The organism is Epilithonimonas sp. KH_059, assembly GCF_057838485.1.
This window is the reverse complement of record NZ_CM174468.1, coordinates 1,188,720-1,214,606: the sequence shown is the minus strand read 5'-3', so window position 1 is coordinate 1,214,606 and position 25,887 is coordinate 1,188,720. Positions and strand designations below refer to the sequence as shown.

19 protein-coding genes are annotated in these 25,887 nt (G+C 40.9%); 9 read left to right on the top strand and 10 right to left on the bottom strand.

From position 1 onward, the window contains the following. Positions 1-29 precede the first annotated feature (29 nt). From AC3IRX_RS05655 to AC3IRX_RS05645, 3 genes are all read right to left on the bottom strand, one after another. On the bottom strand, positions 30-311 hold the full coding sequence (locus AC3IRX_RS05655) for a co-chaperone GroES (RefSeq protein ID WP_459083354.1): 282 nt from the start codon (positions 309-311) through the stop codon (positions 30-32). A gap of 210 nt (positions 312-521) precedes the next feature. Continuing rightward, the gene (locus AC3IRX_RS05650) at positions 522-2,894 is read right to left on the bottom strand and encodes a M1 family metallopeptidase (protein WP_489208826.1); all 2,373 of its coding nucleotides are present in this window, start codon (positions 2,892-2,894) and stop codon (positions 522-524) included. A gap of 177 nt (positions 2,895-3,071) precedes the next feature. Next, positions 3,072-3,647, bottom strand: a complete 576-nt coding sequence (locus AC3IRX_RS05645) for a HupE/UreJ family protein (protein WP_489208825.1) — start codon at positions 3,645-3,647, stop codon at positions 3,072-3,074. A 146-nt stretch (positions 3,648-3,793) separates the two neighbouring features. On the opposite strand from AC3IRX_RS05645, the gene AC3IRX_RS05640 reads away from it, so the two are divergent. After that, positions 3,794-4,984: an MFS transporter gene (locus AC3IRX_RS05640; RefSeq protein WP_489208823.1), complete on the top strand. Its 1,191-nt coding sequence runs from the start codon at positions 3,794-3,796 to the stop codon at positions 4,982-4,984. A gap of 32 nt (positions 4,985-5,016) precedes the next feature. Continuing rightward, on the top strand, positions 5,017-5,562 hold the full coding sequence (locus tag AC3IRX_RS05635; protein WP_489208822.1) for a DUF6702 family protein: 546 nt from the start codon (positions 5,017-5,019) through the stop codon (positions 5,560-5,562). Here AC3IRX_RS05635 and AC3IRX_RS05630 read toward each other — a convergent pair. Beyond that, on the bottom strand, positions 5,559-6,143 hold the full coding sequence (locus AC3IRX_RS05630; RefSeq protein WP_489208820.1) for an acyl carrier protein phosphodiesterase: 585 nt from the start codon (positions 6,141-6,143) through the stop codon (positions 5,559-5,561). The genes AC3IRX_RS05635 and AC3IRX_RS05630 overlap by 4 nt on opposite strands. A gap of 9 nt (positions 6,144-6,152) precedes the next feature. After that, a complete protein-coding gene (gene radA / locus AC3IRX_RS05625) occupies positions 6,153-7,499 on the bottom strand; it encodes a DNA repair protein RadA (protein ID WP_489208819.1) in 1,347 nt (448 codons plus the stop codon). 311 nt (positions 7,500-7,810) lie between these two features. On the opposite strand from radA, the gene pyrG reads away from it, so the two are divergent. Further along, complete coding sequence (gene pyrG / locus AC3IRX_RS05620; RefSeq protein ID WP_489208817.1) at positions 7,811-9,421, top strand: CTP synthase; 1,611 nt, start codon at positions 7,811-7,813, stop codon at positions 9,419-9,421. 196 nt (positions 9,422-9,617) lie between these two features. Then, positions 9,618-11,441, top strand: a complete 1,824-nt coding sequence (yidC, locus tag AC3IRX_RS05615; protein WP_489208815.1) for a membrane protein insertase YidC — start codon at positions 9,618-9,620, stop codon at positions 11,439-11,441. A gap of 59 nt (positions 11,442-11,500) precedes the next feature. On the opposite strand, the gene rnhB is transcribed toward yidC, so the two are convergent. Then, on the bottom strand, positions 11,501-12,085 hold the full coding sequence (gene rnhB, locus AC3IRX_RS05610; RefSeq protein WP_489211473.1) for a ribonuclease HII: 585 nt from the start codon (positions 12,083-12,085) through the stop codon (positions 11,501-11,503). Between the two features lie 134 nt (positions 12,086-12,219). On the opposite strand from rnhB, the gene AC3IRX_RS05605 reads away from it, so the two are divergent. From AC3IRX_RS05605 to AC3IRX_RS05585, 5 genes are all read left to right on the top strand, one after another. Beyond that, positions 12,220-15,141, top strand: coding sequence for a SusC/RagA family TonB-linked outer membrane protein (locus AC3IRX_RS05605; RefSeq protein WP_489208813.1), 2,922 nt, complete (start codon positions 12,220-12,222; stop codon positions 15,139-15,141). 7 nt (positions 15,142-15,148) lie between these two features. Continuing rightward, positions 15,149-16,777 (top strand): SusD/RagB family nutrient-binding outer membrane lipoprotein, encoded by a 1,629-nt coding sequence (locus AC3IRX_RS05600; protein WP_489208811.1) that lies wholly within the window; start codon positions 15,149-15,151, stop codon positions 16,775-16,777. Positions 16,778-17,307: 530 nt separating this feature from the next. Beyond that, a complete protein-coding gene (locus tag AC3IRX_RS05595) occupies positions 17,308-17,844 on the top strand; it encodes a hypothetical protein (protein ID WP_489208809.1) in 537 nt (178 codons plus the stop codon). 151 nt (positions 17,845-17,995) lie between these two features. Beyond that, entirely contained in the window at positions 17,996-19,759 is a 1,764-nt protein-coding gene (gene argS / locus AC3IRX_RS05590) for an arginine--tRNA ligase (RefSeq protein WP_489208807.1), read from the top strand. 247 nt (positions 19,760-20,006) lie between these two features. Next, positions 20,007-21,209 carry an IS256 family transposase gene (locus AC3IRX_RS05585; RefSeq protein ID WP_489208805.1) on the top strand — a complete coding sequence of 401 codons (1,203 nt, stop codon included), beginning with the start codon at positions 20,007-20,009 and terminating at the stop codon, positions 21,207-21,209. A gap of 110 nt (positions 21,210-21,319) precedes the next feature. On the opposite strand, the gene AC3IRX_RS05580 is transcribed toward AC3IRX_RS05585, so the two are convergent. Genes AC3IRX_RS05580 through AC3IRX_RS05565 form a run of 4 tightly spaced genes read right to left on the bottom strand, consistent with a single transcriptional unit; the run spans position 21,320 to position 25,885 of the window. Beyond that, on the bottom strand, positions 21,320-21,808 hold the full coding sequence (locus AC3IRX_RS05580) for a DUF4920 domain-containing protein (protein ID WP_489208803.1): 489 nt from the start codon (positions 21,806-21,808) through the stop codon (positions 21,320-21,322). 37 nt (positions 21,809-21,845) lie between these two features. After that, positions 21,846-22,982 carry a cytochrome-c peroxidase gene (locus AC3IRX_RS05575; RefSeq protein ID WP_489208801.1) on the bottom strand — a complete coding sequence of 379 codons (1,137 nt, stop codon included), beginning with the start codon at positions 22,980-22,982 and terminating at the stop codon, positions 21,846-21,848. 4 nt (positions 22,983-22,986) lie between these two features. Next, on the bottom strand, positions 22,987-24,531 hold the full coding sequence (locus AC3IRX_RS05570; protein ID WP_489208800.1) for a DUF6850 family outer membrane beta-barrel protein: 1,545 nt from the start codon (positions 24,529-24,531) through the stop codon (positions 22,987-22,989). A gap of 1 nt (position 24,532) precedes the next feature. Beyond that, on the bottom strand, positions 24,533-25,885 hold the full coding sequence (locus AC3IRX_RS05565; RefSeq protein WP_489208798.1) for a DUF4876 domain-containing protein: 1,353 nt from the start codon (positions 25,883-25,885) through the stop codon (positions 24,533-24,535). Between the last annotated feature and the right edge of the window lie 2 nt (positions 25,886-25,887).

Below are 25,887 nucleotides of genomic sequence, written 5' to 3'. Positions count from 1 at the left end.
TTATTTAAAGTTTGTTAGTAGGGATTTAATTACGATCCTAAAATTCCAAGTAGATCGGATTCTCTTACGATAAGGAAATCTTTTCCTTCCAATTTAAGTTCAGAACCAGAATACTTTCCGTAAAGTACTTTGTCTCCTACTTTTACAGTAGTAGGTTCGTCTTTCTTTCCAGGGCCCACTGCCACTACAGTTCCTTCTTGTGGTTTTTCTTGTGCCGTGTCTGGAATGATAATTCCGGAAGCCGTTTTGGTTTCTGCCGCGGTAGGTTCAACGAGAACGCGGTCTGCAAGCGGTTTGAAATTTACTGACATAATTGTATATTTTAATTAGTTGTTGTTATTTTCCCTTCAATTCCCCAAAACTTTGCCAATGTCTTTCTGGGAGGAAAAAAAATCTTTTGGGGGATAAATTGGCAGACTCTTGGACAAGAGGTGTAAATATGGCAGGTTTTTCCATGGCTTTTTGCCCATTAAAAAAACCACCTGCGATAGGCAAGTGGTTTTTAGGAGTTTTGAATGAGTCTATTTCTTAGCGGCCTGCATCGGATTTATTCTTCCACTGGAAGCGCCGCGAGCGGACTGTCCTTGTTTGCGTTTGAAGACGTCAAACGAAGTAGCGGGTTCTTTGCTTGTACTAGCACTCCAGAAATTGTTCTTTTCGTCAATGTCAGAGGTTTCTTTCATTGGGTCGACTTGAATGGATTTTAGTTTTTTATCAAACACATAGGAAAGCTTCACGTTTTTCTCATTGTGTCTCCAGATTTGAGCCGGGCGCTTGTCCTCAAGTTTCGTTCCATCTTCAAAAGTGAATTCGAGTAGAATCGGCATCACAAGACCTCCTTTGTTGGAGAATTCTAGCTGATAGGCCGTTAAATTTTTGAGGTTTGCTTTTTCGCTAGCTGGAACTTTTTCTTGGTAGTCAAAGGTCATGGAGTGACTTGTAGTGGTGTCCACTTTCTCTAGTCCGCGGTTGTAACGATAGTAAAAGTCTTGCAGCTCCTTGTCCTTTTCCGTGTAAAATACAATAGAAGGATCTGCCTGATTTCGTTTTTTAGATAAATCCACGAAGTCGTTTTCAAGCGGTTTGTCGACTGTGTAGTTTCTTGTCATGGGTTTTGGAGAATACTCTAAGTTCGGAGTCGCCACAGAAACTTTATCGAGAGAGATGTCCACAGGGTCGGTTCCATAGAACCAGCCTCTCCAGAACCAGTCTAAATCCTCTCCACTCGCATCTTCCATTGATCTAAAGAAATCCGCAGGTTCAGGATGGCGGAAGGCCCAACGTTTTGAATAGGTTTTGAAGGCTTGGTCAAAAAGTTCACGTCCCATAATGGTTTCTCTTAAGATGTTGAGTCCCGTTGCCGGTTTCGCGTAGGCATTAGGTCCAAAATGCGTGATGTTTTCTGAGTTGGTCATAATAGGTTCCAACTGATCTTTTGGTAATTTCATGTAGTCCACAATGGTGTGGGCAGGACCTCTTCTTGATGGGAATTTTGGATCCCAACGTTCCTCCGTTAAATATTCCACAAAGGTATTAAGTCCCTCGTCCATCCAAGTCCACTGTCTTTCGTCAGAATTGATAATCATGGGGAAGAAGTTGTGACCTACCTCGTGAATGATAACGCCAATCATTCCGTTTTTGGTTCCTTCGGAGTAGGTTCCGTCTTTCTCCGTACGTCCATAGTTGAAACAAATCATTGGGTATTCCATCCCGTTCGAAGCTTCAATGGACTGAGCGACAGGGTAAGGATACGGAATCGTATATTCAGAATAGGTCTTAATCGTATGCGCTACCGCTTTGGTGGAGAATTTTCTATAGAGTCCGTAGGCTTCTTTTGGATAGAGACTCATGGCCATCACGTCGTTTCCATTTTCAGGAATTTTCACGTGCATCGCATCCCAAATGAATTTTCGAGAGCTGGTCCATGCGAAATCACGAACGTCTTTCGCTTCGAAGATCCAAGTTTTTCTCTTTTTGCTTTTCTCTTTTTCTGCTTTCTTAGCCTCGGCCAGAGTTACAATTTCAATCGGCTCATTTGAGGTTGTGCTTTTTTGATAGCGGTTATACTGGTCTGCGGTAAGAACTTCTTTATAATTTTTTGCCTCTCCCGTGGCGGCCACGATGTGGTCTGCCGGCACGTTCATCGTCACTTTGTAGTTCCCAAAGACAAGTGCAAATTCTCCACGTCCTGTAAACTGGTGGTTTTGCCATCCCTGAAAATCAGAGTAAACACACATTCTTGGGAACCATTGAGTAATGGTGTATAAGTCGTTTCCATCTTCTGGGAAATATTCATAACCACCTCTTCCTCCTGTGGATAGACGGTCTGAGATGTTGTAATTCCAATCGATGTGAAAGGTCAGTTTGTCGCCAGGTTTCAAGGGAGAAGGAAGATCGATTCGCATCATGGTTTTATTCACTGTATACGAAAGAGCTTTCCCATTTGCATCAACTACTTTCTCAAGGTTAACCCCAAGACCGTTGTTCTTTTTAGGAAGTTCACTAGGCCCCAAATCGTCTGAAGAGACTTGTTTAGGAAGGGACGATGAGAAATCATACCCTGCATTGTTCACAGAGGAATGCTCATTCTCATCCAGTTGAAGCCAAAGATAATCTAGGGCATCCGGTGAGTTGTTATAATAGGTTACTTTTTCGGATCCCTTTAGGTTTCTTTTTTCTTCGTCTAAATAGGCGGTAATGTCGTAATCCGCTCGGTTCTGCCAATACTGAGTTCCCGGAGCTCCTGCTGCGTTGCGGTAAACATTGGGTGTAGGCAGAATTGTGCCTAGCTGTTCAAACTTGTTGCCGTGCGTGGCCTCTGGATTGTTCTGGTGATTTTGCGCTTTGGAAAACCCGAAGCTTAGGAGCAGGATTAAGAGTAGTTTTAGTTTCATAATGAATGGTGCGAGGGGGATTGAGATGGGTTTCGCGTATCAAAACTACTTATTATTTGCCAAAAAACGAAAAAAACGCAGTGTTTTTTCAAAAATAATTTTTGAAATTCTACTGAGTAATAATGGCTCATCGGCTTCTATCAGCTAGTCGGTTGGTGTTTTAGGCTTCTAATTGAATTATGGAATTCGCTCTAAGGTCATTTGCATCGCCAGAAAAAAGACTCCGGAAGAAATAAATAGTGCCCAGTCTCGTTTGGGAATCTTCACAAGTTGAACCATTATAAAACTAACGAGCAAAAAGACGACGACAAGAAGGATCTGGCCAAGTTCCAGTCCAATGTTAAAACCTAGAAGAGGGAGAAACAAAGACTGCTCCTGAGCTAGGGTCATACGGATCGTATTGGCAAATCCCATTCCGTGAATGAGTCCAAAGAAAAGTGCGAGGTAATAATTAAGGCGCATTAAGGTTTTGGCCTTATTGCGTAAAATAAGGTTATCAAGCGCTGTTAATACAATGGTAAGTGGAATTAAGAACTCCACCCAATTTCCAGGAACTCGAAGGATATCCATTGCACTTAAGGCGAGGGTTAGGGAATGCCCGATGGTAAAAGCAGTCACAAGAATCAAAATTTTCTTGAAATCTTGAATCGAATAGGCCATAATTAGGACCAAAACGAAAAGTTGATGGTCTAAGGCGTCCAGGGAAATAATATGTTCCCATCCGAGTTTTAAATACAAAGTAAAGTCCTCCACAGTATTGTTTTTTGGTAATTTAAAGTGCAACGAATCGCAAAAGTATGAAAAAATGACCTATGAAATCAATAGAAAAAGACTCTAGGAAATTTTGAGATCGAAGGGATTTAATGTGGTACTTTTGCCAGTTGCAAAAAATAGACCGTATGAAGGATGATCAAATGAATAAAGAAAGTTTAGTGCAAGGGCCCAATTGGAGCGCTGTTTGGTCTGTCGCCCTTTGTGTGGCCGGTCTCATTATTGCGGAGTTTTTACCCGCGAGTCTTTTAACTCCGATGGCCTCTGAGCTGATGGTAAGCGAAGGTACTGTAGGGATGGCAATCTCTGTGACGGCTGCCGTGGCTATGATTTCTAGTTTGTTTATTGGAGTGAGCACAGCGAAATTAGATCGTCGTTGGGTTTTGATGGGATTTAGCCTTCTGCTTATTTTTTCGAATTTGATTGTTGGCTTTGCACCTAATTTTGGCATCCTTATTATAGGCCGTATCCTTCTAGGAATTGGAATTGGAGGTTGTTGGAGTATGATGGCGGCGACGGCGATGCGCCTTGTTCCCAAGGAGCATGTACCCAAAGCTCTATCGATTATCTTTAGTTCGGTCTCTGTGGCCACGGTACTTGCCGCTCCACTTGGTAGTTTTCTAGGCATGCACATTGGATGGAGAAACGTATTCTTGCTTGCTTCTCTTGTAGGCGTGATTTCGTTTGTATGGCAATTCTCTTCCCTGCCCATGATGCCTTCCCAAGGAGCTGTAAAGCTTCGCGAAGTATTTAGAATTTTTAAGCGCAATGAGATAAGACAAGGAATGCTTTCTACATTCTTTATATTTATGAGCTATGCAATTTTCTTTTCCTATTTAAGACCTTTCCTTGAAAATGTAACGAATGTGAAGGATGCCAACTTGACTTGGGTACTGCTTAGTTTTGGAGTGGCCAACTTTTTAGGAGCAAGTCTTTCTCGCTATGCTCTGGAATGGGATCTACATAAAACATTACAGTTGGCTGCACTTTTCATGGGAATTTGCGTCGTAGGTTTAATGTATTGGGGAGATCTACTTCCTCCCACGGTGGTTTTAGTCTCTTTTTGGGGTATGTTTTTCGGAATTGTGCAAGTGGGATGGACCCATTGGCTCACCCGAACCATTCCTGAACAGGCTGAGAGTGCGGGAGGACTTCAAACAGGACTTATCCAACTTGCCATTACTCTTGGCGCTTTAGGTGGGGGACTAGTGATTGACGCATTAGGAGCAAGAAGCGTCTTTTTGCTTAGTACAGTCTGCGCGGGGATTGCAGTCGTGATTGGAGTGTATGCATTTCGCAATCATTTGAAATTTAAATAATTTGTTTTCATAGAAATTCCTAATTTCGTAGGATGAAATTTTCGATTCAAAGTTCTTGGTACTATCCATTCTTACTACTTTTGTTTTTCACTTCGTTTGCGAAAGGAGGCTCTAATCCCATTGCGAAAACGGACCTTGTGCATCCCTACCATGTAGGCAGCGTGGAATTTAACTACTCCTCTAAGTCGGAGACTTTTCAAATTACAGGTAGATTCTTTTTAGATGATTTAGAAAATGCGCTGCGAAAAAAGACGGGAAAGATTCTTTATTTTCAAAACGAGTCGATGAAACAGCCTTTGAACGAGGCTCTACGAGACTACCTTTTAGAAGTTCTACGCCTACGAGTTGAGGGGGATTTCTTATCCATTGGCTATTTAGGATTTGAAGAAGACAGCGAGTCTGTCGTGGTTTATTTAGAGTCTTCGAAAGTGAAAACTCCGAAGAAAGTAGAGGTAGCTGTGAGTGCTCTTTACAATCTTTTTGATGATCAAATCAATATTATTCACCTTACTGTTGAGGGAAAAAGACAAAGTCACAGGCTCAATTATCCTGATCGCTATTTGTTCAAAGAATTCTAGATCTGCCTTGCATTAAACTCTTCACAGTACGCTTTTAACTGAGGAAAAAACTCATCGTATAGTTCCTTTATTCGGTCTTGGTTGTTTACTAAGACTTCGTATACATCGGTGGAGTCCGCTAGGAACTCAGCGCGTCTTACCACATGGTGTAGAGCTCTTTTCATCCCCTCTAAGGACTGGTATTGCATAAGCCAATTGTCGCGAATCATACTAGGCAGCGCGGATTTTAAACGAGGCGGAAGCCACTCTTCATACTGAGTGAGGCTTTGGTAGGCCCACTTACAATGAATCTGCCACTGAGGGGTTGAGAGAAGCCTCTTATCATTAAGAATGAAATAATCCAGAACGATGTCAGCAAATACGCCCGCATAATGACCAGTCGAGGGTCGAAATAGCGCTTTAATTTCTTTAAACTTTGGATGGCTATCGGTAAAGAGATCGATCGCATGATGAAGTTCGATTCCTTTTTGAATTTCCCTCGGGTACTCTAGCCGATCTTTCCGCTTTGAAAAGTCCACAAGTAAGTTTCCCACCAATTGCTCAGGAGAATAGGAAAGATAACTGTGGGCTAGATAGTTCAATAGTGTAAGTTAGAATAGAAGTTCGTGTAATTGATCGAGTTTGCTTATTTCCACAATCTGGATCCCGTATTTTTTCTTTGGAATCTTATTTAATTTAGATACCACAATGGTTTCATACCCTAGTTTTTCTGCCTCTGAGATGCGCTGTTCAATTTGCCTTACAGGGCGTACTTCACCGCTAAGTCCAATTTCTCCCGCAAAACAATATTTCTCCGAAATTGGAATGTCTTCATTAGAAGATAGAATACTTGCCACTACGGCTAAATCTAAGGCAGGGTCGTCCGTTTTAATTCCTCCGGTCAAATTTAAAAAGACATCTTTTGCTCCCAATTGAAAGCCCGCCCTCTTTTCAAGCACAGCAAGCAGCATGTTAAGTCGTTTGCTGTCAAAGCCCGTGGTGCTTCTTTGCGGAGTTCCGTAGACCGCAGAAGAAACAAGCGCCTGAATTTCAAGGAGCATGGGACGGTTCCCTTCGAGGGTCACTGCTACCGAATTCCCTGAAAGAGGTTCAAGTTTTTTCGTGATTAAAACCTCGGAAGGATTCTTCACTTCTTTTAGGCCTTGAGAGACCATTTCATAAATGCCGATTTCCGCCGTGGAACCGAAACGGTTTTTACTAGCACGAAGCAGTCTAAAGAGATGGTTTCGGTCTCCATCAAAGTTTAGTACCACGTCGACCATGTGCTCTAGAACTTTAGGACCTGCAATTTGCCCATCTTTTGTAATGTGACCTACAATAATAATAGGAGTGGAGGTGCTTTTCGCGAATTTAATTAGCTCGTTCGAACAGTCCCGGATTTGAGAAACCGTCCCAGGAGAACTTTCTAAGTTTTGAGAATGCAGGGTTTGAATCGAATCGATGATGAGGAGATCGGGCTGTAGTTTTTTTGCCTCGTGAATGATTTTCTCCACGGAGACTTCCGTGAATAAATAGCAGTGCGGATTCTGGAGCTCAGTGAGTCGATCCGCACGCATCTTGATTTGCGAGGTGCTTTCTTCTCCCGAAACGTAAAGAATCTTCTTTTTCATCTTAAGAGCTAACTGCAAGAGCAAAGTTGATTTTCCGATTCCAGGTTCTCCACCAATTAGAATGACAGAGCCTAAAACAATGCCTCCACCCAGAACCCGGTTCAGTTCCTCGGAATTGCTTTTAATCCTAGGCTCTTCCGTAGTTTCCACTTCCACAATATTGATAATGTGGTTTTTTAATTTTTCTGCGCTCTGTTTACTAGAGGATTTCTCTACGATTTCTTCCGCGAGCGTATTCCAGGATCCACACGTTTTGCACTGACCGTGCCACTGAGAATACTGAGTGCCGCAATTTTGACAGAAATACACCGATTTTAGTTTGGCCACTGCTTCTTACTTTTAAATTCAAATGGCAATTTACACTTTTTAGCGGCTTATATCGAAAAAAAAGGGTAGTAAAAGTGGCCGAGTAACAAGAAAAAAGAGAGGCTTTTTTAAGCTAAAGCGTGGGGCTTCTAAATCTCAGTTTTAAAAGAGCTAAAATCTTTTTAGTGAACTTGAGTAAACTAGCTAATCGCCTAGGGTATAGTGCTTTTTGGGCTCCATGATTAGGTAAGTTCACTGCATAAAGAAAGAATAAAAAGAAATCAAATTGCGCTGCATTGTTTTTTCCTTTAACTTTGCACAAACCTAAATCAATGAGTAAAAGACCGACAAAATATATTTTTGTTACCGGAGGTGTGACATCTTCGTTAGGAAAAGGAATCATCTCAGCCTCTCTAGGGCTCCTTTTGAAAGAGCGAGGATTTAATGTCACTATTCAAAAGCTCGATCCGTATATCAATATCGACCCGGGCACTTTAAACCCTTACGAACACGGAGAATGCTACGTGACGCAGGATGGAGCAGAAACCGATTTGGATTTAGGCCATTACGAAAGATTTTTAGATTCAAATACTTCTCAAAACAACAACGTAACGACGGGACGAATTTACCAGACCGTTATTGAAAAGGAGAGAAGAGGGGATTTCCTTGGGAAGACCGTGCAGGTCATTCCTCATATTACAAACGAAATTAAGCGTCGTATTAAAATTCTTTCCAAGCAGAATTACGACATTATCATTACAGAGATTGGTGGAACGGTTGGAGACATTGAATCTCTACCTTACATTGAGTCCGTACGACAACTGCGTTGGGAATTAGGTGAACAAAACTCTATGGTGATTCATTTAACCCTGGTCCCTTATTTAGCGGCAAGTGGAGAATTGAAAACAAAGCCTTCTCAGCATTCTGTACGCCAACTAATGGAATACGGGATTCAAGCCGATATCTTGGTTTGCCGTACTGAACATAGCATTACAAAAGAAATTCGGGCAAAACTAGCTCAGTTCTGTAATGTGGACATTGCAAGTGTGATCGAGTCGAAGGATATGGAAACCATTTATGAAGTTCCCTTAAATTTGCAGAAGCAAAACTTCGACGAGGTAGTACTAAATGCCTTAAATTTAAAATCAGACAAAAAAGCAGAACTTAAGGATTGGAAGCAGTTCTTAAAGCGCTATAAAAATCCAAAAAGAAAAGTAGAGATTGCTCTTGTGGGCAAATATGTCTCTCTACAAGATTCTTATAAGTCCATTGTGGAATCTTTTATCCATGCGGGCGCAGAATTAGAAACTGAAGTCAAAATTCGCTGGGTATATAGTGGAGATATTACGCAGGAAACCGTGGCTCAGACTTTTGAAGGAATTGACGGGATCTTAATTGCACCAGGATTTGGAGATCGAGGTATTGAAGGAAAAGTGGTAGCGGCACAGTACGCAAGAGAGGCCAAAATTCCTACCCTTGGAATTTGCCTAGGGATGCAAATTATGACCATTGAATTCGCCAGAACTGTGTTGGGCCTTGAAAAAGCCAATTCGGTTGAATTTGATTCCTCAACCCTAGATCCAGTGATTTCCTTAATGGAAGACCAGAAGAATGTGGTGGAGAAAGGTGGAACCATGAGACTGGGAGCTTGGAAATGCAGCTTGAAAACAGGCTCGAAACTCCACGAAATCTACGGAGCTAAAAACATTTCAGAGCGTCATAGACACAGGTATGAATTTAATTCTGAGTATACGAAGGAATTTGAATCCAAAGGACTCGTTCCTACAGGATTTAATCCTGAAACACAACTTGTGGAAACTTTGGAATTAAAAGACCATCCATTTTATGTAGGGGTGCAGTACCATCCAGAGTATAAAAGTACGGTGGAATCGCCGCATCCGCTCTTTGTAGCCTTTGTGAAAGCGAGTCAAACAAAAAAATAAAGCCCTAAGCGCAGCCTAAAAAAGGCTGCGTTTTTTGCGAGAAAACTTGGCGTTTTTTACTTCGCCTGATTTTCGCCTAAACTAAAAGGAGGCTTTCAAAAAAAAACAGTAATTTTGTGACCTTGAAATTTCCACTAGGCTAAAGAATAGTTTTGGAGGAAGTTAAATTAGATACAGACCAAATACGATATAAGGAATGCGACAAAATAACGGATTAGACAAGAATCAGTTAATTAGTTTTATGCTCTTCTCAGCACTTATGCTAGGGGCGATGTTCTATTTTCAGAACAAACAAAACAAAGAAGCCGAAGTGAAAACCCAAGAAGCGGCTGCAGTCGCCCAGCAGGTCGAGGCAGTAAAGCCAGCTGAAGCTGCGATTTTGGCCCCTACAGATAGTACGCAGGCTTCTGTTCAGTCCATCCCTTTGGAGTCTGATGAGCTACGACTTGAATTTTCTACTTTAGGGGGAGGAGTTTCCAAAGTAGAGCTTAAAAATTACAAAGCGTACGATTCCAAAACAGACAAAGCAGATTTGCCCCTGGTCATTGTCGAAAAGAACAGTGCTTCTTACGGATTTGAATTTAAGGACAAAACGGGGAAAACCATCAACACAAAGGATTTACTCTTTTCTCCTAGTCAGAATGGTAATCAACTGACCCTTACGGCGCAAAGTGCAGGAGCCAATATTTCATTTGTTTACACATTAAATCCAAATTATACGCTTGATTTCAAGGTGAGAACAAAAGGTCTTTCCCAAATCTCAAACGATTCCAAAGCTGCCTTTAAATGGGACTACAATGTAATCAATGTGGAGAAAGGACGTAGCCAAGAACAAACGCATTCCGAATTTTCTTACGCATTTAATAATTATAAATCCTACGATTACGATGGGAGAACAGGCTTAGACGAAAAAGGAGAAACCCTAAACTGGATTGGAGTGAAGCAGCAGTTTTTCGCCTCTATTATTGAGTCTTCGAATGGATTTAATGGATCTGTTGGAAATCAGGATATGATTGAAGAAGGACCCTATTTAAAGAAATTAAACTTTTCAGGGGATGTTCAAATGACGGCAGGAGAGTTAAACCAAGATTTCAATTGGTATTTCCTTCCCCTAGACTTGCCCCTTTTGAAATCATACGATAAGAATTTTGATGAAATCCTTCCTTTGGGATGGTCTTTCATTGGAACGATTAACCGTTGGTTTTTCATGCCTTTGTATAACTTCATTTCGTCCTTCGGAATTGCCGCAGGTTGGGTCATTTTCCTAATGACCATTATTGTGAAATTAATCCTCTCTCCCGTGATGTTCAAGCAGCATAAGCTTAGTGCGATGATGCGAGTCATTCGTCCAGAAATCGACGAGGTAAATAAACAATACAAAGATGCTGATGCGATGAAGCGTCAGCAGGCCACGATGGCAGTCTATCGAAAGGCCGGGGTGAATCAAATGGCCGGTTGTTTACCCGCGCTACTTCAGGTGCCTATTTTCTATGCACTCTTTCGATTCTTCCCTAACTTTATTGACTTGAGAGGAGAAAGCTTCTGGTTTGCAAAAGACCTAACCGCATACGACGATTTGATTCAACTTCCGTTTGCACTTCCTATCCTTGGAGACCATTTAAGCGTATTTGCGATTGCATGTACGGCTGTGATTTTAGTGTACACGATGCTTACCGCTGGGAACATGCAGCAGCCTACTGCGCCAGGAATGCCTAATATGAAGGTCTTAATGTATATCTTCCCTATCACCTTCTTGTTCTTCTTAAACACGATGGCTTCAGGACTTTCATGGTATTATTTTGTTTCCAATGCGATTAACATTGTCATTATCCTTGTGATCAAATATTGGATCTTGGATGAGAAAAAAATCCATGCACAGATTCAGGCGAACAAAGCCCAACCTAAGAAAGAAGGGAAGTTCCAAAAGCGTATGCGAGAAATGATGGAGCAGGCTCAAGAGCAGCAAAAAACCCAACAAAATCAAAGAAAACCTAGCTCGAATCGTTCGAATAAGAAGTAAGGTTTAGCCCAATAAAAATGAAAACAGGAAGCTTTTGCTTCCTGTTTTCGTTTTTTATATTAGTCGTATTTGAGTCGAAAACTTTGTCGATGATAGGGAGTGGGTCCAAATCGATTGAGGGCTTCGCGATGTACTTTGGTTGCGTATCCCATGTTTTTATCCCACCCGTACTGTGGAAACTCGGAATGAAGTTTACCCATGAGTTCATCTCGATAGGTTTTTGCTAATATAGAGGCGCAAGCCACTGAGAGAACTTTAGCGTCCCCTTTGACCACGCAGGTGTGAGGTATCGATCCGTAGGTATGAAATCGATTTCCATCTACAACAATATGCTCCGGTCTTACTTTTAAGTCATCTATCGCGAAATGCATCGCCTTAATACTTGCATTTAAGATGTTATGCTCATCGATCACGGCCGGTGGTAACTCCGCAATTGCATAGTCCCATGCATGCTGTTTAATATACAGAGCCATCTGCTGACGGGACTTTGCGGATAGTTTTTTTGAGTCGTTTATTAATTCATGAAAAAAATCGTCTTTTAATATGACGGCTGCGGCGACTACCGGTCCCGACAAACAGCCGCGACCTACTTCGTCGCAACCGGCTTCTATCAGGCTATTTGTCAATTTTTTTATTAACATAATTTGTATTCGTTTTAATGCATTTAAAGCGAAAATCTTTTCCCAAATATAAAAATTTATTAAGAATTTATTAACTAAACGTTTGGTCAATTTAACAAAGTTTTGCACATTTGTCTATTGAAAAAATTTAATTTGATATGAAGAAACTTACAACAAGCGTTCTAGCCGTTGTGTTGACTTCGTCGTTTGCTATTGTGAATGCACAGGTTGATACCACTAGAACCACAGATATCGAGGGCGTTGTCGTGACGGCACTCGGTATTAAAAGGGAGAAAAAGTCCATCGGTTATGCAGCCCAGGAAATTTCTGGGGAAAACATTTCTGACGCTGGACAAAATAATGCCCTAAGTGCATTATCTGGTAACGTAGCTGGGGTTCAAGTAACCGCATCTTCTGCCATGGGAGGGTCCACAAGGATTACCATGAGAGGTGTGAGTTCCCTAACGGGTGAGAACAGACCTCTAATTATCGTAGACGGTGTTCCATTAGATAACACCAACATAAACGATACGAATACCCAAAGAGGAGCTGGGGGTAGAGACTACGGAGATCCTGCTTTTGACATTAACCCGGATGACATTGAAACCGTAACGGTACTTAAAGGTGGTCCAGCGGCTGCACTTTACGGATCGAGAGCAAGCAACGGGGTGATTATTTACACAACGAAAACTGCGAAGAAAGGACGTACAAGTGTTGAATTAACCACGGGTGTTTCCTTTGAAAGCATTTACATTTATCCAGAGTTACAGAGAAATTACGGAGGTGGTTTATCTGATACATTCGAAACGATTACTGTTGGAGGTAAAACTTACAACATCGCGGATTATGGAATGGATGAAAGCTGGGGTCCGAAATACGATCCAAATTTGATGTACCTTCCTTGGTATGCATACGATCCTGAGTTTGCGTCAGACTACATGAAAGAGGTGCCATGGGTAGCCCCAAAGAATGATATTGACACTTTCTTCAAAACAGGTATTACTCTTACAAACAGTGTAGCTGTTTCAAAATCGTTTGACAATTCAAACATTAGACTTTCCTACACCAACACAGATATCTCTGGTATCCTTCCAAATTCTACTCTAACGAAAAATAACTTCTCTATTAGTGCCAATTCTCAGTTAAATGATAAGGTAAAAGTAGAGTCTGTGTTAAACTTTGTTCAGACTCATGGTTTCAACAGACCGGAGCAAGGATATGGGGACAACTCTGTAGCTCAGAAATTCTTCCAGTGGGGTCAAAGACAACTTGATTTCGGAAAATTAAGAGATTACAAATTAGCGAACGGTAACCAAAGATCTTGGAACAGAACAGCATGGAATGATGGGACGCCAGCGTACTCTGACAATGCTTACTGGACAGTTTACGAAAACACTTCAAATGACAAAAGAAATCGTTTCTTCGGGAATGTAGGTTTAACTTACAACTTGAGAGACAATTTATACATTGTAGGAAAAGTATATGCAGATATCTACTCACAGAATAACGATAGTAGAGTAGCTGTAGGATCACAATCGACTTCAGATTATTCTATTTTCAATAGAGATCACTCTGAGTTTAACTACGAAGCTAGATTACACTGGAATCCGAGAATTTCTGATGATATTACCTTGAACGCATTTGCAGGGGTGAATCGTCGTGAATCAAAATACACGGATTTATCTGGAACTACAGTTGGGGGATTAATTATTCCTAACTACTATAACTTGTCGAACTCAGTAGAAACTCCACAAGCGGATAACTACGAGTTCCATAAGAGAGTAAATAGTGTATTTGGTTCTGCCTCTTTCGGCTTTAGAGATACATTCTTCCTTGAAGCCACTGCAAGAAACGACTGGTTCTCTACAGTTTCTCAGGATCAATTCTATCCTTCTGTAACAGGTAGTTTGGTGTTCTCTAACTTCATTAACGCACCATGGTTATCTTTTGGTAAATTAAGAGCAGGTTGGGCGAATGTTGCGAGTGATACAAACCCGTACCAATTGGCAAACTACGTGAACCAAAGTTCAAACTTTAACGGAGATCCACGTTACTCACTTGGTACTCGTTTCAACGATCCATTACTTAAGCCAGAACTTAAGGATACTAAGGAAATCGGTTTAGAAATGAACTTCCTTAGAAATCGTTTAGGATTTGACGTAACCTATTACCATGTAGACATTACTGACGGTATCCTTCCATTAGCAGTAGATCCATCCACTGGATTCGCTTCAATGATGATTAATGCAGGTCAGATGACAAACAAAGGGATTGAAGCAATGGCTTGGGTAACCCCAGTGAAAACTTCAGATTTCCAATGGGATATGAACTGGAACTTCGCGAAGAACGAAAACATGGTTGTGAAATTACATGAAGATGCAAAAACACTTCAGTTAACCAATGCACCGTTTAGAGCAAGACTTCTTGCTGTGGAAGGTCAGCCATACGGTCAGATCTACGGTACTGATTTCACTTACCATGAAAACGGACAGAAGATTGTTGCTAACAATGGAAACGGTTATGTTCCTTCTGCGATTACAAACTTAGGTTCGACACTTGCAGATTACAACATGGGTCTTAGAAATACACTTAAATACAAAAACGTAAGACTTTCTTTCCTATTTGATATGCAAAAAGGAGGTAAGTACTTCTCTACTTCACATATGTGGGGAATGTATTCAGGAATGCTTGAAGAGTCTGCACTTGGTGGAAATAGAGAGGCCGGAGTCGTATTGGATGGGGTTCATGCAGATGGAACTCAAAATACAACCAATATTGCTGCAGAAACCTGGGGTGGTATGTACTACAGTACAGTGGATGCACTTAACGTATTTGACGCGAGTTATATTAAGTTAAGAGACATTACTTTATCTTATGACTTGCCAAAATCAATTCTTGGTTCTGCGGTAGAAGGAATTAGAATTTCTGCTTTCGGTAGAAACCTTCTAGCATGGGATTTGGCATGGAAAGGTATGGATCCTGAAAATACTGCTTATGGTTCAGGTAACATCCAAGGTCTTGAAGGAGGGTCTTTACCATCTACAAGACAATACGGGGTAAACGTAAACATTAAATTTTAATTAAAAGATGAAAAATAGTATATTAAACTTATCGAAAACCATCCTTGCGACGGCGCTCATCGGAGTAGTCTCTATCGGATGTACTCAAGATTTCGATGAAATCAACGATAACCCGAACTTAACTCAAAGTCCGTTAAGTTATGGTGTATTTAACGCGGCCAATAAGATGGTCACGGATGCAACTAGAAACTCATTTGAGTCTGGTCGTGTGACCCTACCATGGGTTCAATATTCTGCTCAAACGAATTATACGGAGGAAGACCGTTACCAATATCGTCTTACAAGTGGAGATGCACTTTGGAGAAACTTGTATACTGCTGCTGCAAACTACAAGAAAGTTATTGATCAAAATACAGATCCTGTGACTGCAGGTCCAACAAGTGCTTACGGTCCAAATGCAAACCAGATTGCGGCTTCAAGAATCATGCTTTCGTATGTGTTCCTTCAGTTAGCAGATACATTTGGAGATATTCCTTACTATTCTTATGGTTCGGACGATCCAGATTTCCAAGCGCTAGCTGTAGAGGAAACTCTTAAGCCTGTGTTTGCTTCACAAGCAAAAGTGTATGCTGACATTTTAAAAGAACTTAAAGAAGCCTCTGAAATGGCGGTTCCTGGTAAAGTATTTACAGGAGGAGATGTTCTTTTTGGAGATGCAGCTAAAATGAAAAAGTTTGCTAACTCGCTAAGATTAAGAGTGGGTATGAGAGTGAAAGGTGTAGTGCCTGGAGCGGAAGCGCATATGGCCGAAGCTGTTGCAGCTGGGGTTATGACTTCAAATGCCGACAACGTAGGAGTAACGTATGAGAATTCACTTGTGAATCCTTCCCCTATGTATAGTGATTTTATGACAAGATCTGACTTCTCAGTTTCGAGAACGATGATCGATGTTCTTAAAGGAAACACTGGAAATTACGGATTTGACCCAAGATTGTTCTCTTATGCAGCTCCAATGGGATCTCTTAAGACTCCATTGTTGAATGGTGGTGCTTACATGGAACCAGATCCAACAGATGAGCAAGGAATTAGACAAATCCCTATCGATGCGTCAGACAAAACAAGATATATTGGACAACCTTACGGTTTGCCACAATCTCTTTCTTCGTCTCAAGCAAATACAGCTAGTTTCTTCTCAAATAAGATTTATAAGAAAGACTATACTGAGATCCTAATGGAGTACTCTGAAGTAGAATTCTTACTTTCTGAATTAAATGGATTTAGCCAAGCAAACTATGTGAAAGGTGTAACCGCCTCTATGGAGAAGTGGGAAGTGCCAGCAGCTGATATTGCAACATTTGTTGCAGGTTTGCCAGCAGCTTCAAAAGAAACCGTACTTACTCAAAAATGGGTAGCGTTATTTATGCAACCGTATGAAGCTTGGGCTGAATATAGAAGAACTGGATATCCAAATACCAGTATTCTACTTCTTCCAGGGGAAACGGCGCCTCTTAACGTGCCAAAAGATGGTGCAACAACTTATACATTCACTTCGCTTATCGATGGGTTGACAGATCTACCTGCTAGATTGTATTATCCTACTGTAATCCAGACCTTGAACGTAGATAACTACAAAGCTGCATCTACAGCAATTGGAGGTGATAAAATGGATACTAAATTAATTTGGGACAAAAACTAAATTATATTTTATAAAGATTGGGGATCTAACTCTTCAACTCTTGATTTAAAAGACAGTGTAGATTTTATCTACACTGTTTTTTTTATGCTTTTTCTAAGCGAGACGAGTCGCTTGTTTACTTAACTACTTGAGAGCTATTGTAACATGAAGTTGAGTGTTTTCCATCCGAAGTGAAGATTGTCTCACGTTAATTTACATTTTGGAGACAAGCGATGATATGGTTTATTCAAAATATAGCTGGTTTTTCATGTTTTTTGCAATGCAATTGAGGGTGAGATTGGCTTTTTTCAAATGAATTTTTCGTTTCATTTAAGAAGGCGAAATATGATAAATATTTTTTTGTGAAGTCGCTTTGGAAGGGCGCTGACAAAGATTTATATGAACGCGATTCATATTATGGTTAATGTACCTTCTTCTGTCTTGTTTCCGACGTAGCATCCTTTGCTCAAAATTGGGCTTCAGGTGGAGACTCCTTTGAAAGCGATAGACTTCGCTCCGTCCTTTCTAAAAAATCTGTCCAGTACAATGAAGTGGAAGGGTCGGTCTATTTGAATGATAAATTCATAGAGGCGCAAATTAAAGGCGTGGAAGGGCAGTGGCCTGTACGTTACGATGCATACAAAGACGAGATCGAAGTAAGCAAAGATGGGGAAGTATTTGTTCTCAAAAAAGAACCAGAATTTGAGGAGATCAATTGGATAGGAAAGGGAGATAAGGCCCGTTTGGTGACCTATGAGGATGGAAATAAGAAGGTGTTAGGGTATTTGTTCTTAGTGGAGCAGACGCCAACTTACACTTTGTATAGAAAAGACAAAGTCAATTTCAAAGAAGCCAAACAAGCGAGCACTCCCCTTGAAATTCAATTGCCAAGCCGTTTTGTACCTAGTTCTACGACGTATTACATCCAAAGTGGAGATACGTTCTATGAAATTGCGAAGAAAGGCAAAGGGCTAGAGAGTCTTTTCCCAGAAGGGAAAAAGGGACTTTCTAGTTGCGTAAAAGAGTCGAAGCTAAAAGAAAGCGAACTCTTAAGTGTGAAGGCCTTTTTGAAATGCCTTCCCAATTAAAAACCGAACCATGTCACAGGATATTCCTGCTTCATAACTTGTAATTTTTTCAATCAAGTTAGAGAGGCTAATATGAATTAGCCGAAATCGACTCATAAACCATGAGTCGATTTTTTATTTTGCAGTATATTTGCATAACAAACCCTTAGAAATGACAATTAAAGCCACACTACAGAAAAAACTCTCTGAGTTAATTCAGAATTTATATCAAATAAATGACATCACACTTGAAGTCCAAGACAACAAAACGGATTTTGAGGGAGATTTCACAGTGGTGATATTTCCTCTTGTAAAACTACTGAAAAAGAGTCCTGATTTAATTGGTTTGGAATTGGGAGGAGCCCTTACCGGCAACACAGATTTTGTTCACGACTTTAATGTGGTGAAAGGGTTTTTGAATTTGAAGTTGAAAAATGAGTTCTTTCTGAAAGAGCTTTTAGCCACCCAAAGTGGACTCGGGCAAATTGAGCAGAAAGAGAAAACTGTGATGGTGGAGTATTCCTCTCCCAACACAAACAAACCTCTGCATTTAGGACACATCCGAAACAACCTTTTAGGGTTTTCGGTGGCGGCTATTTTGAAAGAAGCGGGATATAATGTGGTCAAAACTCAAATTATAAATGATCGGGGAATCCATATTTGTAAGTCGATGCTTGCATGGCAGGAATCTGGACTAAACGAAACCCCTGAGTCCACTGGACTTAAGGGAGACAAATTGGTGGGAAACTACTATGTTGCTTTTGATAAGAAGTATAAGCAGGAAATAAAGGAATTAATGGAGTCCGGACTCTCGGAAGCCGAGGCGAAAAAAGAAGCTCCTTCTATTAAGAAGGCGCAGCGCATGCTGCTTGACTGGGAGAAAGGAAGTCCGGAGGTTCGTGATTTATGGAATACCATGAATTCATGGGTTTACAAGGGCTTTGGAGAAACCTATAAGAACCTTGGAGTTGATTTTGATCAGGTCCAATATGAAAGTAATACGTATCTATTAGGAAAGGATATCATTCAAAAAGGACTCAATGAGGGTGTCTTTACGCGTCGTGAGGACGGATCCATTTGGGTGGATCTTTCTTCTGAGGGATTAGATGAAAAACTCCTTCTTCGCTCGGACGGAACCGCCGTGTACATGACTCAGGATTTAGGAACCGCCGTACAGCGTTTTAAAGACAATCCTATTCATAAATTAATTTATACTGTTGGGAATGAACAGGACTATCACTTTCAAGTTCTTTTCAAAATATTAGGAAAATTAGGCTATTCTTGGGCCGATCAACTCTATCACCTTTCCTATGGGATGGTGGAACTTCCCGAAGGGAAAATGAAATCAAGAGAAGGTACGGTTGTAGATGCGGACGATTTAATGGAGGAGATGTACCTTACAGCCAAAGAGAAAGCTCAAGAATTAGGAAAGCTTGAATCTCTAAATGAAGAACAGAAGGAGGCCTCCTACAAGGCTGTGGGCCTAGGAGCCTTAAAATACTTCATGTTGAAAGTGGATCCTAAAAAGAAGATGCTTTTTAATCCAAAAGAAAGTATTGATTTTAACGGAAACACAGGTCCTTTTATTCAGTACACCTATGCCCGAATTCAGTCCTTACTTAGTAAGGCAGAGTTCGAGGAATCGGCAGAGATCTCTTTCTCTGGAGAACTAAATGAGTATGAGAAAGAACTGATTCAAGTACTTTCCAATTATAAAGAGGTGGTAGGGAAAGCAGCGGATGCTCTTTCACCAGCCCATGTCGCTAATTATGTGTACGAGCTCGTAAAATCGTACAACGCATTCTACCAAAATACTCCAATCTTAAATGGGGAGGAGGAGCAAAAGAACTTACGCTTAACTCTTTCTTTTGTAACCGGAAAGGTTATTCAGCGAGCCTTAGGGCTTCTGGGGATTTCCACAGTACAAAGAATGTAAAAGACAGCCTATCACAAGTGCATTCTTGGAATACCTAGTTTTAGAAGGTAGAAACTGTATTACAACTATTATAAGACCATTCTTTTGAGTGGTCTTTTGTTATTTTTCAAAGTATGAGGCAAATGAAAAAGAGGTAGTGTTTCACTAACTGTGTAAGTTGAAAAGTTATTCTGAAAAATTTTGAGTCCTTAAAAACTCAAAACTTTTTCGGAAATAACTTTTTACTATTTTTAAACTTTATACAGTTATGATTGACAAAGAAGAATTATTAAACAACAAGGATTTTTACAAATCCTTCAAGAACAGCGAAGATCTTACCTCGTTCTTCAAAACAATGCACAAACGAGCCGTAGAACATATGCTCGAAGCAGAACTAGATGACCATCTAGATACTAATAAACATCAGAAAACGAAAGACGGCAACTATCGCAATGGTCATCAGAGTAAGAAGATAAAAACCTCTTTTGGCGAAGATGAAATTAAAGTTCCGCGTGATCGACAAAGTACTTTTGAGCCGATGATAGTTCCCAAAAGGCACAATATTATTGATGGTTTAGAAAATATTATAATATCATTTTACGCCAAAGGAATGAGTGTGAGTGATATTGAAGAACAAATCAAGGACATGTATGATTTTGATGTCTCAACCTCAACAATCTCCAGGATCACCAATGCTGTTTCCAGTGAAATTGTCGCTTGGCAAAATCGACCTTTAGAGGATTTATACCTTATTGTTTGGATGGATGGAATCGTTTTTAAAGTTCGTGAGAACTCTAAAGTCATCAATAAAACCATCTATCTTGCTGTGGGTCTGCGACGTGACGGAAAGAAAGAAGTTCTAGGAATGTGGCTAGGGAAGAGTGAAAGCTCCAGTTTTTGGATGAGCGTGTTAACCGATATGAAAGCACGTGGCGTGGAAGACATACTTATCACTGCAACGGATAACCTTAATGGATTCACCCAGACTATTCGCAGTGTGTTCCCCCAATCGCAAACTCAAATTTGCGTAGTTCATCAAATTAGAAATGCTTGCAAATATGTGGTTTGGAAGGACAGGAAAGCCTTTACTTCCGATATGAAACATATCTACAACGCACCCACAAAACAAGCCGCAGAAGCCGCTTTAAATGATTTTGCAGAAAAATGGGAATCTAAATATTCCTATGCAATTAAGTCCTGGAGAGATAATTGGGATGAATTAACCGTGTTTTTTGAATTCCCTGTTGAAATCCGAAAAATCATTTACACCACAAATTTAATCGAAAATCTCAATGGAAAAATAAGAAAATACACCAAAAATAAAATGTCCTTTCCTACGGATGATGCAGTTTTAAAGTCAGTTTTCCTCGCCTTAAGAGAAGCAACAAAAAAATGGACAATGCCTATTAGAGATTGGGGTATCGTACTCAATCAATTTATGCTTATATTTGAAGATAGGCTTAAATTATAAATCTCAAGCCAATACTTTTCAACTTACACACTTTTTGGGATAGTGTCGAAAAAGAGCTGATTTCTTTTTTAAAAAACAGCTCTTATAAATTGACTAGAGAAAGGTGTCGTTTAGTTTACAACCTTGATGCCTGAAGCAAGCACGCGAATCTCTGTTTGTGGTTTCGTGATTTTCGCAATCTCTGCAGCAGATTTTCCTGCATCCTGAGCGTAGTGCTTAAGTTCTTTAACAGAAGTCACCATCTTTTCCGCATCGGCATCTAAGAGAATGGTTTTTCCCATAATGTCTTGAGGAAGGAAAAATGCGTAGTCTTTCATTTTTACAAAGACGCGTGTGTCCATGTCATTAACAAGGGTTAACCAGCATCCTTTCTTTTCACAGACTCCACTTACTTCCGCTCGGATCACAAGGTTTTCTAATTTGTCTTTGCTTGACATCTCGCGAACAAGTTTGTCTGCACTGTATACATCGAAGGTTTGGGCTTCGGTAACGCCAGAACCGTATTCTTGACCTTTGGTTGCAGGGGCAATACCCGCTACTTGAGCACTTAGAGTAATAGAGGCTAAGAACAGGCCGGTAAGAAGGATTAATTTTTTCATAACTTTATTTGTTGATTATTTATTGTGACTAATTATATTATTTTGGAAGCTCAGGAGCTCTCATTTTGTAGCGTAAACTGTGCAGCGACTTAAGGAAGTTCTCAAGATCCACAAGTTCACTTTCTGAAAGATTAAGCGTGGTTAGCATACCGGATTTTTTCGGTGAGATTCCCCGCCCGCTTTCTTTCCATTTCTCATTGGGCATTCCTGCGTTGTACATATTTAATACGCCACGAATATCGGGAAATAATCCGTTATGCATGTAAGGGGCCGTGTGAGAGATTTCTCGAAGAGACGCAGTTTTGAATTTCCCCACATCTTCCTTGTTTTTGCTGATTTCGTAGCGTCCTAGATCTTCGTACTCGCGATCAAAATAGGTAAGTCCTACATTGTGGAACCTTTGGTCTGAAAAGTACGAAGTATTGTGGCAGTTAATGCAGTTGGCTTTGGTTCTAAAGAGATGAAGTCCTCGAACTTCGGAATCACTAAGGGCGTCTTTTTTTCCTTTTACAAATTGATCGAAACGAGTGGCTGGACTTAAAAGAGTCCTCTCAAAGGTTGCAATGGCTTTGTCTATTTTGTCTTGTGTGATTTTCCCTTCGCCAAAAGCCTCTTCGAAAAGCGGTCTGTACGCTTTTATTTTGGCTATTCGTTTTACGGCAAGTTTGGAATGAATATTCATTTCCACCGGATTTTCAATTGGGAATTTCACTTGGTCTTCTAAATCCTTTGCTCTCCCATCCCAGAATAAGGAAGTGGCGTACGCAATGTTTACAAGCGTAGGAGTGTTTCGTATGCCTAGTTGGCGATCGTGGCCATACGCGACTCTTCTTGCGTCCGCCCACATCAGTTCCGGATCGTGGCAACTGGCACACGAAATTTGGCCGGACTCAGAAAGTCTAGGGTCAAAGAAAAGCGTTTTTCCAAGTTCTTCTTTCTCTTTGCTGTAGGGATTGTCTTTCGGGAATTTGGGTTTAGGAAGGGGGCCAATGTCCCTAAAACCCTCGCGCGCCTCCTCAAACAAATGGGGTTCTGGCCAAGTAGAGGGATCTCCACTGGAATAAAGAGCTCTTAAATCGATTCCTCTATCCACGCTTCGTAGTCCATTTTCCATGGGAGGGGAAAAGGAATAGAGAAGGGCGAAAATCGCAAGGAAAGGAAGTAGTATTTTCATGTTGTTAATAATAGATCACAAGGCCGAACTGCGCAGTGCTTTGAGGCCGGGTAAATAAAGTATTTAGCTCTACAGAGTTCTCATTTTTAAATAGACCTTCAAAATTAGCAAAAATCTTGTAATGAGAGGATTTCTTAAGTTTTCCTAAGAAGGAGATTTCTAAAAAAGCACCTGTTTTGTTTAATCCATCATAAAGGGAATCAGGCTTAATGACATGGTCATAGAATAAAGTACTCGAGGAGGTAGCCGTATAAAGAAGTGTGTTGTCGAGCGATAGGTACTGCTTTACGCCTAGCTCTAAACTAAGTGTGGATTTCTCATTTTGATAGAGCTCTTTTAGGCCACTTAGCGAAAGGGTCCAACTGTCCGATCTTTTGTCCGTCGTACCCAAAAGATCTTGGGCACGGAAGAAATGGAAATCATTTTTGAATCGAAATCCATACTGAAGTCCCTTTTTATTCTGCGCTGTGCTTTGAACATAGAGATAGAATTTATCCGAGGTCATTCGGTAGTTTTGTCCCCCTTCGACTTTGTTATAGTTGTCTCCGGTTTTAGAAAGCGCACCAAACTGCGCAAGAATGTTTTGTTTTTTCCAGTGCGTGAGATAGGATCCTGTGAACTTATGAGTCCTCGTGCGGTATTTCATTTGCAAAAGTTCAGGATCTAAATACACTTGACTGTTTGCATCCTTTCCGTAAATCTTTTCTAAATCGTACTGATAATTGTAATTCAAATTCAGTTGGCTCTCATCTCTAGAAAATTGATACCCCGCCCCAAAATTAGAATGATCGGTTTGGTAAAGAAAATCAGAATAAGAAGAGAAATTAATTAATCTCCCATACCCATTAGAAAAGCGAACATAGGTGTCAGGATAAGCAGGTGCATTAATGTATTCGTTTACCGCCATGACCTCATTGTTTTCCGTGGTTCTGCCTAGGCCCGCATGAAGGGTCACTAAGTGCGCATTGAATTGATACCCCGCATGTAGAGTAGCCCCGTAGTCGGCTGAAAGAACGGCCGGTCTAGGATCGGACTTGCGATACGAACTTTGAGCAGTGTAAAAGGCATCGGCTCCAAATCTGAGGTTTTGAACTTTAAAACTTGCCCCTCCAGAAAGGTCGTAATTCTGCGTCTCCCAATCTGAGACCTTAGGAACGAATAAATAATTTGCATTTAAAACAAGGTCCTTGTCTGTGCGTCGAGAACTTAGGTTGTACCCCATGTTTTTCTCTTGCAGATGTTCATATTGGAATTTCGCAAAGAGTCTTAGATTTTCATTTGCATTGTAAATCCCCTTGGCATTAAAACCATATTTGGTTGTTTTTTCAGGCGTTTGCACTCTTTTTAATCCGGCATCCATTACACTATGTGAAATTGTGGTCTCCGTATAGTTGGATAGCTTTAAGTTCGCGCCTTGCAAAGGATTCTGCTCGAGTACTTGAGAATAATTTTCGTGCAGGGGACTTTGGGGTATGAGTAGAGTGTCCTTCACCTGCGCAAGAGCGTAGGCGGAAGAGAAAGTGAATAAACAAAGGAAAAATGGCTTCATCTTAATTTGCAAATCCTTTCGGGTTTGCTTTTTCTAGTTTAACGAAATCGTTTGCACTGTTGTTTGTGTCTTCAAGGACTTTTCTACCATTGTCTAAAACAGTTTTTACTTTTCGAATTACACTTTGGGAATTGTATGCGGCATCCGTATGGGTGAATCCGGCATCGATGGAAGCGCTAAGCATTTTAGGGCGCTGCGAATTGGGATTGTAATGCTGAAGTTCTACCCCGTCAATGATATCGCTGTTAGGGATTTGTTTATAATAATTTGAGTTGGCGGTCACACTACTTACACTCGGATCGGTGTACGCTGAATACGTGGAGAATTCCGTGCTTCGGAAAAGGACAAAGCTATCTCGGCCTAAACTGTCCATTAAGAGATCCTTGTTGTTGCTATAGTATCCAGGAATTCCCCAATATGCAATGTTTATGTCCGCGACTGAAGGGTTTTGGATGTCGGAGCGGAAAACCGTTTCCCCAATGCTTGTTCTAAAATCGCCAAGATATACTTCGAACTCGGAAGTACTTAAATCGATCGTTAAGTCTGGATTTCTGACTTCCATAGGATCTCCTTGATTATCAACTAAGGGCGCCTTATGGTTAATCCCAGTCGCGGCAATCACAAAGCTTGCTCCGGGCTCAATGGGATACGAAATTCCGGTACCGGGAACCTGTAGTACGTAATCTGCATAGACATAATCCGTGTTCGCTTTGCTTCCAAGACTCATTTGAAGCGATTTTGACCAGTCAAATTGTCCGTTAGGAAGAGTGTAAGACGAAGGGGTCTGATTGGTCTTGCCGTAAAGCTGACCTATATAAAGTCCATCAGCATAAATGACTTCGTTCGAGTTGTTATAGATTTCAATAAATTGATCGCGGAACATCGCCCCTTGGGTGGTGTGCGAGCCTGCATAGTAAATTTGCTTAATCACAAGGTTTCCGACGCGGGCCGATTTAAGCTCTAATACAGTTGAGCTCACATTGGTGTTCACAGTTACATTTTCCTGCGCTGCGTTGAAATGGACCTGCTCCTCTTGAGGTTCATACCCAAATAAAGTGGCGAACTCCGCAGAAGTTAGGGTTTGGGAAGCCACTACGCTATAGGTTCCCGGCAAGATTTGCGTGAAGCTAGCCTCCCCATTCTCACTGCTGGTTTGCGTGTATACGTCTCCTGTGCCTGTGTTGGTTAAAACCACCGTGCTTCCTTTAGAAGCAATACTGTTAAGGGAACTATCGTAATGCGTGCTTACTTTGAAATCTACAGGTTTAAGTTCGCTGCCGCCCCCTCCAAAATCATCGTCTCTGCAGGAGAGCACTAAAAAGAAAGCTAAAAAAAGGGTGATAATTGATTTCATGG

Bases quoted from the DNA above. Each gene is read 5' to 3' on its own strand.
- AC3IRX_RS05655 (WP_459083354.1), bottom strand. From the start codon at position 311: ATGTCAGTAAATTTCAAACCGCTTGCAGACCGCGTTCTCGTTGAACCT.
- AC3IRX_RS05650 (WP_489208826.1), bottom strand. From the start codon at position 2,894: ATGAAACTAAAACTACTCTTAATCCTGCTCCTAAGCTTCGGGTTTTCC.
- AC3IRX_RS05640 (WP_489208823.1), top strand. From the start codon at position 3,794: ATGAAGGATGATCAAATGAATAAAGAAAGTTTAGTGCAAGGGCCCAAT.
- AC3IRX_RS05635 (WP_489208822.1), top strand. From the start codon at position 5,017: ATGAAATTTTCGATTCAAAGTTCTTGGTACTATCCATTCTTACTACTT.
- pyrG (WP_489208817.1), top strand. From the start codon at position 7,811: ATGAGTAAAAGACCGACAAAATATATTTTTGTTACCGGAGGTGTGACA.
- yidC (WP_489208815.1), top strand. From the start codon at position 9,618: ATGCGACAAAATAACGGATTAGACAAGAATCAGTTAATTAGTTTTATG.
- AC3IRX_RS05605 (WP_489208813.1), top strand. From the start codon at position 12,220: ATGAAGAAACTTACAACAAGCGTTCTAGCCGTTGTGTTGACTTCGTCG.
- AC3IRX_RS05600 (WP_489208811.1), top strand. From the start codon at position 15,149: ATGAAAAATAGTATATTAAACTTATCGAAAACCATCCTTGCGACGGCG.
- argS (WP_489208807.1), top strand. From the start codon at position 17,996: ATGACAATTAAAGCCACACTACAGAAAAAACTCTCTGAGTTAATTCAG.
- AC3IRX_RS05585 (WP_489208805.1), top strand. From the start codon at position 20,007: ATGATTGACAAAGAAGAATTATTAAACAACAAGGATTTTTACAAATCC.
- AC3IRX_RS05580 (WP_489208803.1), bottom strand. From the start codon at position 21,808: ATGAAAAAATTAATCCTTCTTACCGGCCTGTTCTTAGCCTCTATTACT.
- AC3IRX_RS05575 (WP_489208801.1), bottom strand. From the start codon at position 22,982: ATGAAAATACTACTTCCTTTCCTTGCGATTTTCGCCCTTCTCTATTCC.
- AC3IRX_RS05570 (WP_489208800.1), bottom strand. From the start codon at position 24,531: ATGAAGCCATTTTTCCTTTGTTTATTCACTTTCTCTTCCGCCTACGCT.
- AC3IRX_RS05565 (WP_489208798.1), bottom strand. From the start codon at position 25,885: ATGAAATCAATTATCACCCTTTTTTTAGCTTTCTTTTTAGTGCTCTCC.